The organism is Planktotalea sp., assembly GCF_018607965.1.
Classification (GTDB): Bacteria; Pseudomonadota; Alphaproteobacteria; order Rhodobacterales; family Rhodobacteraceae; genus Planktotalea.
On the sequence record NZ_JABBAM010000040.1, the window covers coordinates 47214 to 54780 of the forward strand.

Sequence of the window (7567 nt, forward strand, 5' to 3'; positions counted from 1 at the left end):
TCAACAAGGAAGTAAGACCCATGGGATATAAAACAGACATCGAAATCGCGCGCGAAGCGGATAAGAAATCAATCCAAGAGATTGGCTTGAAGCTTGGCATTGAAAGCAAAGATTTGCTGCCATATGGCCACGACAAAGCAAAGGTTTCCCAAGAGTTCATCAACTCTGTGCAGGGTAACAAGAACGGCAAGTTGATCCTTGTGACTGCGATCAACCCGACGCCTGCGGGTGAGGGTAAGACGACAACGACGGTTGGTCTTGGTGACGGTCTGAACCGCATTGGCAAAAAGGCGGCTGTTTGTATTCGCGAAGCGTCCTTGGGGCCAAACTTTGGCATGAAGGGTGGCGCTGCAGGGGGTGGTTACGCTCAGGTTATTCCGATGGAAGACATGAACCTGCATTTCACAGGTGACTTCCACGCGATCACATCTGCGCACTCGCTGCTTTCTGCGATGCTCGACAACCACATTTATTGGGGCAACGAGGCGGACATCGACATTCGCCGCGTCCAGTGGAAGCGTGTTGTTGATATGAATGACCGTGCGTTGCGTCAGGTGAACGTGTCGCTTGGTGGTGTCGCGAACGGTTTCCCACGTGAGGGCGGTTTTGACATCACAGTCGCGTCCGAAGTCATGGCGATCTTGTGTTTGGCGAATAACCTTAAGGACCTCGAGAAGCGTCTTGGCGACATGATCGTGGCGTACCGCCGTGACCGCAGCCCAGTGTTCTGCCGCGATATCAAAGCGGAAGGCGCGATGACCGTGTTGTTGAAAGACGCGATGCAGCCGAACCTTGTTCAGACGCTTGAGAACAATCCAGCCTTCGTTCATGGTGGCCCATTCGCGAACATCGCGCACGGCTGTAACTCTGTTATTGCGACGACAACAGCACTTAAGATTGCTGATTTTGTTGTGACAGAAGCGGGCTTTGGTGCGGACCTTGGCGCTGAGAAGTTTATGAACATCAAATGTCGTAAAGCGGGTCTTGCACCTGATTGCGTCGTCTTGGTTGCGACTGTGCGTGCGATGAAGATGAACGGTGGTGTTGTTAAAGCGGATCTTGGCGCTGAGAACGTTGATGCGGTGAATTCTGGCTGTGCAAACCTTGGCCGCCATATTGGCAACCTGAAGTCCTTCGGTGTTCCAGTTGTTGTTGCGATCAACCACTTCGTCACCGATACGGATGCAGAAGTCCAAGCGGTCAAAGACTATGTCGCAACGCAAGGATCTGAAGCGATCTTGTCCCGTCACTGGGAACTTGGTTCAGAGGGTTCCGCAGACTTGGCGACACGCGTCGCGGAGATTGCCGAGAGCGGCGCAAGCCAGTTCGCACCGATTTACAAAGATGACATTCCTTTGATGGAGAAGATCGAAACAATTGCAAAGCGTATCTACCACGCAGACGAAGTGCTGGCGGATAAGAAAGTACGCGATCAGTTGAAGTTGTGGGAAGAGCAGGGCTACGGTCATCTGCCTATCTGTATGGCGAAAACGCAGTACAGCTTTTCAACTGATCCGTCCCTGCGCGGCGCGCCGACGGGGCATTCTGTGCCGATCCGTGAAGTGCGTTTGTCTGCGGGTGCCGGATTTGTTGTGGTTGTCTGCGGTGAGATCATGACGATGCCGGGTCTGCCACGTGTTCCGTCTGCGGAGAACATACACTTGAACGATGACGGTCAAATCGAAGGCTTGTTCTAAATACGATGGGGCGGTGTGTGCTTGGCATGCTCCGCCCCTTTGGCACCGATATGAAAAGACGAAAAAAGGACGACATGATGAGCGCTCAAATTATTGATGGAAAAGCCTTTGCAGCCAAGGTGCGTGGCCAAGTGGCTGAGCACGTGACGCGTTTGAAAGAACAGCACGGTATCACGCCAGGACTGGCTGTTGTGCTTGTTGGCGAAGATCCTGCGTCGCAGGTTTATGTGCGCTCTAAGGGTAAGATGACCGCTGAAGTCGGCATGAAAAGTGTTGAGCATAAGTTGGAGGTTGAAACAGCCGAAGCTGATTTGCTGGCGTTGATTGATCAGTTGAACAAGGATGAAAGTATCCACGGAATTTTGGTACAGCTGCCATTGCCTAAGCATTTGAATGAAGACCTTGTGATTAATTCAATCAGCCCTGCCAAAGATGTTGATGGGTTTCATATTTCTAACGTGGGTCTGCTTGGAACGGGGCAAAAGAGCATGGTTCCCTGCACGCCGCTTGGCTGTTTGATGATGTTACGTGAACATCATGGATCGCTCTCGGGTTTGAACGCCGTCGTAATCGGCCGTTCCAACATTGTGGGCAAACCAATGGCGCAGCTTTTGCTGGGTGATAGCTGCACGGTTACTATCGCGCATTCGCGTACGAAAGATTTGCCAGAGGTTGTGGGCCGCGCGGATATCGTTGTTGCCGCCGTTGGGCGTCCTGAAATGGTGCCAGGTGAGTGGATCAAAAAAGGCGCGACTGTTATAGATGTGGGCATCAATCGCATTGAACGTGACGGTAAGAACAAGCTGGTCGGTGATGTAGATTTTGCATCCTGTTCAGAAGTTGCTGGCGCGATCACGCCTGTGCCAGGTGGTGTGGGCCCTATGACGATTGCGTGCTTGCTTGCAAACACCGTGACCGCCTGTTCGCGTGCGAATGGATTGCCAGAACCTGAAGGATTGACTGCCTAAATTCTAACAAACTCTAGAACATTATTTCATGACACCGGGTGCGATCAGCGCTCGGTGTTTTTTATCACATGCACACGCATAACGTTTAAAGTGATCTTTTTTAAAAGGAGAAATTGCTTTACGTCGGTCGTAAGATCAACACAGAACGCTCAGCTTGAAGGGACAAAACCTTTCCTGTTTCAGTAGTCGCCTTTAGGATGCATTTTCTAGGGGAAAAGAATTGAATTTCTCCCATGCCACCTTAGGTGACGTTAGGAGATCGTCTTTGGGAAACCGGAAGCAGGAATTCGAGTAGTGAATATTGCACAAGATCAATGTGATAGGATCATACCTAAAGCAAAAACTGCTTTGAAGAATGCTCTTTCGAGGGTTCTGAATTGGCGCATTATATCAATTTGGTTTTGCTGCTCATTAATCGTGGCTTTTGCGGGACCCTTTGGGACCTACCAAAATCAAAGCCACTGGATCTTTTGGTAAAATGGCTGGTTTTATTGGGCGTTGCCATTTTACTCGCTTATATCGTCGATGCGTTCTGTCGTGTTTTTATGCCGAGTACCGCCTCAAGGCTGTATAAGGGTTGTGTGTTTGCACCTATTTCGTCAATATTGGTTGGCTTAAGCGTTGATCTTTTCTTGACGTATGCGTTTATCTCACAGCAAGAAGTAAGGCCTGAAATGCTCGAACTTTCGGCTTTTACTTTAGCCGTTATTTTACTCATGTTTGGCCTGTGCGCTGTCATTGCCACGGCTGAGCCGTTCAATGAAATAAAAAATAGCCAAATCACGCCCGTGATTTCATCGGCGCCCTGCCGCGGCACAGCCGGTTGGCAAAGCGCTTGGACATACCGCAAGACAAGCAGATTATTCATATCACAGCGCAGGGTCATTTCGTCGAAGTACGAACCTGCTCTAAAACCTATCGCATTCGTATTCGGTTTTCTGATGCCGTGGATGAATTGGATAGCACAATTGGACTAACCGTGCATCGTTCACATCGGGCTCATCGCGATGCGATTAAAGGCTGGGTGCCAACTGCGCGTAAACCATACGTTCTATTGGAAGATGGAACTCGAGTGCCCGTCAGTAAGACGTATTTTGAAAAGGTTCTAGCGGCCGACTTGGTGACGTTGGAAGACCCAAAAGATTCAGCTGAATACGTTGACTAGGTGGCATTGGGACGAGGAATGGGTAACGCTTGGAGCCCCGTCAAAATACAAGTCGAATTTCGCTTCATGATGGATACAAGCGGTTCGGACAATACACTTAAACCACCTGTGTAAGTTCCGAATGCAGGCATTATAATCCGGTCTTCGTCCACGATGAAACATCGCTTTGAAACGTTGCGTTTTGATAGCTTTAGAGAGACCTTTGGATGGTAGTGGCCAGATATTTCGCCGCGTGTCCTTTGGTCTGTTATGTGGCGAAAACTTATGGAACCAACCGTATGGTTTGCTAAGTGAATCCCGCCTAACCCGATTGGTCCTGGATCATGATTTCCCTCAATCCAAAGCCAATCCCGCCCCGCTTGCAACCTTGTGATCCAGTCGTGGGCTTGGTCGTCCATGTCATCGCTGGCACCGACGCGATCAAAACTATCGCCAAGACAAATTACCGTCCTTGCCATCGTGTTTGATATGTCGTCGCTCAAACGCGTAAGCGTATCAAGGGTGTCGTAAGGCGGCAGTGTGCTTCCACCTTGCGTCGCATAGCGCTGCGCTTTGCCGAAATGTAGATCAGACACGCAAAATAGATTTTGTTTCGGCCAAAACAACGCGCCAGAGGCGAGGGCGTGAAGGATTTCGCCTTGAAACGTGAATGCGTAATGGCTCATGCGCTGTTCTTATCCTAAGCCAGCGGCATCCATCAACGCAGCAGTTTCAGCGGCCAAAAGACGCTCTTCACCAGCACCTTTTATTGGAACGCGACCCATCTCTAGAAACATTGGGGCGGCAAGCGGGCTGACACGTTTGAGCGTAACAAAATCGATGCGTCCGGATGTGCGATCCAGCATGTCGCGGATGCGTCCGAAATCAACCAAGCCACGCAGGGCTTCTTGTTTGGTGATCCGTAAAAGAAGATGGTCTGGGTCATATTTGTGCAGGGTGTCATAAAGAATATCGGAACTGAACGTGGCTTGGCGTCCGTTTTTGCGTTGCGAGGGCAGATTACGCTCAATCAAACCCGCAATGGTGGCAGAGGCGCGAAATGTACGCTTGATCAACGCGTTGCCAGCCAACCATTGCTCTAGCCCGTGTTCAAGTGTTTCGGTGTTCATCAGCGCGTCGGGGTCGGCGACAGGCTTCAGACCCCAGAACAGTGTTGCGTAGTCGGTGGCGACGAAACCCAAAGGATCATATCCGAGCTCCTCCATGCGCTTGGATAGTAACAAACCCAGCGTTTGTTGGGCATTGCGGCCCGCAAACCCATAGACAACGGTATGGCTGCGATCGTCGTGTGGAAAACTCTCAATCAGCAATCTGCCGGGTCTTGGCAGGGTGCTGGATCCGCGCTGAAGGGTCAGCCAATCGGCGGTGTGTGCAGGAAGTTCTGGCCACGAATCTTGCTGGAACATACGTAAAATGCGCTGACTTAGCTGCGTCGATGTTGCGAATTTTGTGCCCGAAAAGGTCGCAACTTTTGGTTTTTTGTCAGCGCGACGTGTGACTTCAACGGTCATCTCACGAAGGCGTTCGTAGCGCACAATCTGTCCGCCAATTAGAAATGTGTCGCCTGGTGTCAGCGAGGCCGCAAAATTTTCTTCGACTTCGCCCAAGGGCTTGCGGCCGCGACTTCCTTTCATCCGAACCTTTAGGGTGTCTGTGTCTTGGATTGTGCCGATGTTCATCCTGATACGCTGGCTGGAACGCGGATCGCGTAAAATCCACAACCCGTCGGGGCGCTGCATCAAGCGTTTCCATTTGTCATAGGCGCGCAACGCATAGCCACCGGTTGCGCAAAAATCAAAGCAGTCATCGAAGGCCGCGCGCGTCAAATCGCTATAGGTGCCCACGCTTTTGATCTCAGGGTAGAGCGTATCTGGATCAATTGGTCCTGCGCAGGCGCGAATAAGGATGTGTTGGCACATGACATCTAACGGGCCTGCGCCACGGGGGTCCCCGTCTAGATCATGTTTTTTTACGGCGTGCAAAGCGGCGACACATTCCACGACTTCCATGCGGTTTGCAGGGACAAGCAGCGCTTTGGAGGGGGCGTTATAGCGATGGTTGGCACGTCCAATGCGTTGCACAAGGCGCTTTACGTTCTTAGGCGCGCCAATCTGGATCACAAGATCCACATCGCCCCAATCGATCCCTAAATCGAGCGAGCCTGTACACACGATCGCGCGTAAATCGCCGCGCACCATCGCGGCCTCGACCCGTTCGCGTTGAACACGATCAAGAGATCCATGATGAATGCCAATGGGTAGACTGTCTTCATTCGCCAGCCATAGATTGTGGAAATAGATTTCGGCTTGCGCGCGGGTATTATGAAAAATTAGCGTGGTTTTATGTGCTTTTATTTGCTCAAGCACTGCAGGGATTGAATAGTTCGCCCCTGCGCCCGCCCAAGGGGGTGGTTCAGCAATTTGTAGCATGGAGATGTCAGGATCTGGCCCTGGGTCTGCATGCACGATGTCACAAGGATCAGGATGTTTGGCAAGATAGTGCGCGATCGCGTCAGGGTCTTCTACGGTTGCGGACAAACCAACGCGATGCAGGTCAGGACATAGCACTTGGATCGCCGAGAGTGCGAGCATGAGTTGATCGCCCCGCTTGCTTTCTGCCAGTGCGTGAATTTCGTCCACAACGATGCGTTTGAGCCCTTTGAACATCCGCGGTGCATCCTCGTAGGACACCAGCAGTGCGAGGCTTTCAGGGGTGGTTAAAAGGATGTGAGGGGGATCTGCGCGTTGACGCTTTCTGCGCGTCGCAGAGGTGTCGCCAGTACGATCCTCGATGCGAATGGGCAGGCCCATGTCTTCGACAGGGCGGCGCAGGTTGCGTTTGATGTCTGCGGCAAGCGCCTTGAGCGGTGAAACGTATAACGTGTGCAATCCTTGGTGATCACCGTTCGCTAATTCGTTGAGCGTGGGCAGAAAACCCGCAATGGTTTTGCCGCCCCCCGTGGGGGCGATCAGCAGGGTTGCGGGGTCTTGCGCACGATCCAACATGTCCTGTTGGTGTGGGTGGATAGACCAACCTTGCTTGGTAAACCAAGCATCAATTTGGGGGTTAAGTGCGCGCATATCGTGCAAAGTAACCCAGCCGCACGCACCTGCCAGTCCTATTTTACAATTACTTCGTCCTTAACGAACATATTCGCCCAAGCACGGTCGATAAGTTCGGGTGTCATCTGGTTCGGGATGCCTTCAAATTCACAAATCGCGATCATTTGGTCGATCAGAAAGACGGGTTGATAGTTCGCATACACGTTGTCGATCGTGGGATATTTATTCTGCAACAAATAGATCAGCGTTTCTTCGTCTAAAGGAACACCCTTTTTATTCGCAACAAGTGCGAAAATCTTGAGGAAGTTCTGCTGGTCAGGACCATCAATTTTGATCTTGTAGAAAATCTGGCGCAGGGCAGCCTGGTCAAAGATTTCATTTGGGTGGAAGTTGGTGGAGAAAATCACTAACGTATCGAAGGGTACTTCAAATTTTTCTCCCGATTGTAGGGCTAGAATGTCTTTGGATTCCTCAAGCGGAACAATCCAACGGTTGACCAAGGATTGGGGCGGTTCGGCCTGTCGACCAAGGTCGTCGACGATAAAAATTCCACCAGTTGATTTTAACTGCAAAGGCGCTTGATACATCCGTGCGGTTGGATTGTAGACCAGATCAAGCATATCTAGGGTCAGGACCCATTAACTGATTGAGCCTGTGGGGCTGATATGATTCACG

At 51.2% G+C, this 7567-nt stretch carries 6 protein-coding genes and 1 pseudogene; 4 read left to right on the forward strand and 3 right to left on the reverse strand.

Going from position 1 to position 7567, the window contains the following annotated elements; all coding sequences use genetic code 11:
• Positions 1–20: 20 nt before the first annotated feature.
• From QZ279_RS03665 to QZ279_RS15630, 4 genes are all read left to right on the forward strand, one after another.
• Positions 21–1697, forward strand: a complete 1677-nt coding sequence (locus QZ279_RS03665) for a formate--tetrahydrofolate ligase (protein ID WP_293448064.1) — start codon at positions 21–23, stop codon at positions 1695–1697.
• A 77-nt stretch (positions 1698–1774) separates the two neighbouring features.
• Positions 1775–2665: a bifunctional methylenetetrahydrofolate dehydrogenase/methenyltetrahydrofolate cyclohydrolase FolD gene (gene folD / locus QZ279_RS03670; RefSeq protein WP_293448076.1), complete on the forward strand. Its 891-nt coding sequence runs from the start codon at positions 1775–1777 to the stop codon at positions 2663–2665.
• A gap of 377 nt (positions 2666–3042) precedes the next feature.
• Positions 3043–3642, forward strand: coding sequence for a hypothetical protein (locus QZ279_RS03675; protein WP_293448067.1), 600 nt, complete (start codon positions 3043–3045; stop codon positions 3640–3642).
• The gene (locus tag QZ279_RS15630; RefSeq protein WP_366513843.1) at positions 3534–3830 is read left to right on the forward strand and encodes a LytTR family transcriptional regulator DNA-binding domain-containing protein; all 297 of its coding nucleotides are present in this window, start codon (positions 3534–3536) and stop codon (positions 3828–3830) included. Before QZ279_RS03675 ends, QZ279_RS15630 begins: the two co-directional genes overlap by 109 nt.
• Here the strand turns inward: QZ279_RS15630 and pdeM are convergent.
• The 3 genes and pseudogenes from pdeM to QZ279_RS03690 form a co-directional block, all read right to left on the reverse strand.
• Entirely contained in the window at positions 3827–4495 is a 669-nt protein-coding gene (gene pdeM / locus QZ279_RS03680; RefSeq protein ID WP_293448069.1) for a ligase-associated DNA damage response endonuclease PdeM, read from the reverse strand. The two genes, QZ279_RS15630 and pdeM, sit on opposite strands and share 4 nt — an antisense overlap.
• A 9-nt stretch (positions 4496–4504) precedes the next feature.
• Positions 4505–6910, reverse strand: a complete 2406-nt coding sequence (locus QZ279_RS03685) for a ligase-associated DNA damage response DEXH box helicase (RefSeq protein ID WP_293448071.1) — start codon at positions 6908–6910, stop codon at positions 4505–4507.
• Positions 6911–6948: 38 nt separating this feature from the next.
• Positions 6949–7524: pseudogene (locus QZ279_RS03690) on the reverse strand (ATPase); the annotation flags it as partial.
• Positions 7525–7567: the final 43 nt, after the last annotated feature.

What these genes read in the sequence shown, in the direction of transcription:
- QZ279_RS03665 (WP_293448064.1), top strand. Translation starts at nt 21, where the DNA reads ATGGGATATAAAACAGACATCGAAATCGCGCGCGAAGCGGATAAGAAA.
- folD (WP_293448076.1), top strand. Translation starts at nt 1,775, where the DNA reads ATGAGCGCTCAAATTATTGATGGAAAAGCCTTTGCAGCCAAGGTGCGT.
- pdeM (WP_293448069.1), bottom strand. Translation starts at nt 4,495, where the DNA reads ATGAGCCATTACGCATTCACGTTTCAAGGCGAAATCCTTCACGCCCTC.
- QZ279_RS03685 (WP_293448071.1), bottom strand. Translation starts at nt 6,910, where the DNA reads ATGCGCGCACTTAACCCCCAAATTGATGCTTGGTTTACCAAGCAAGGT.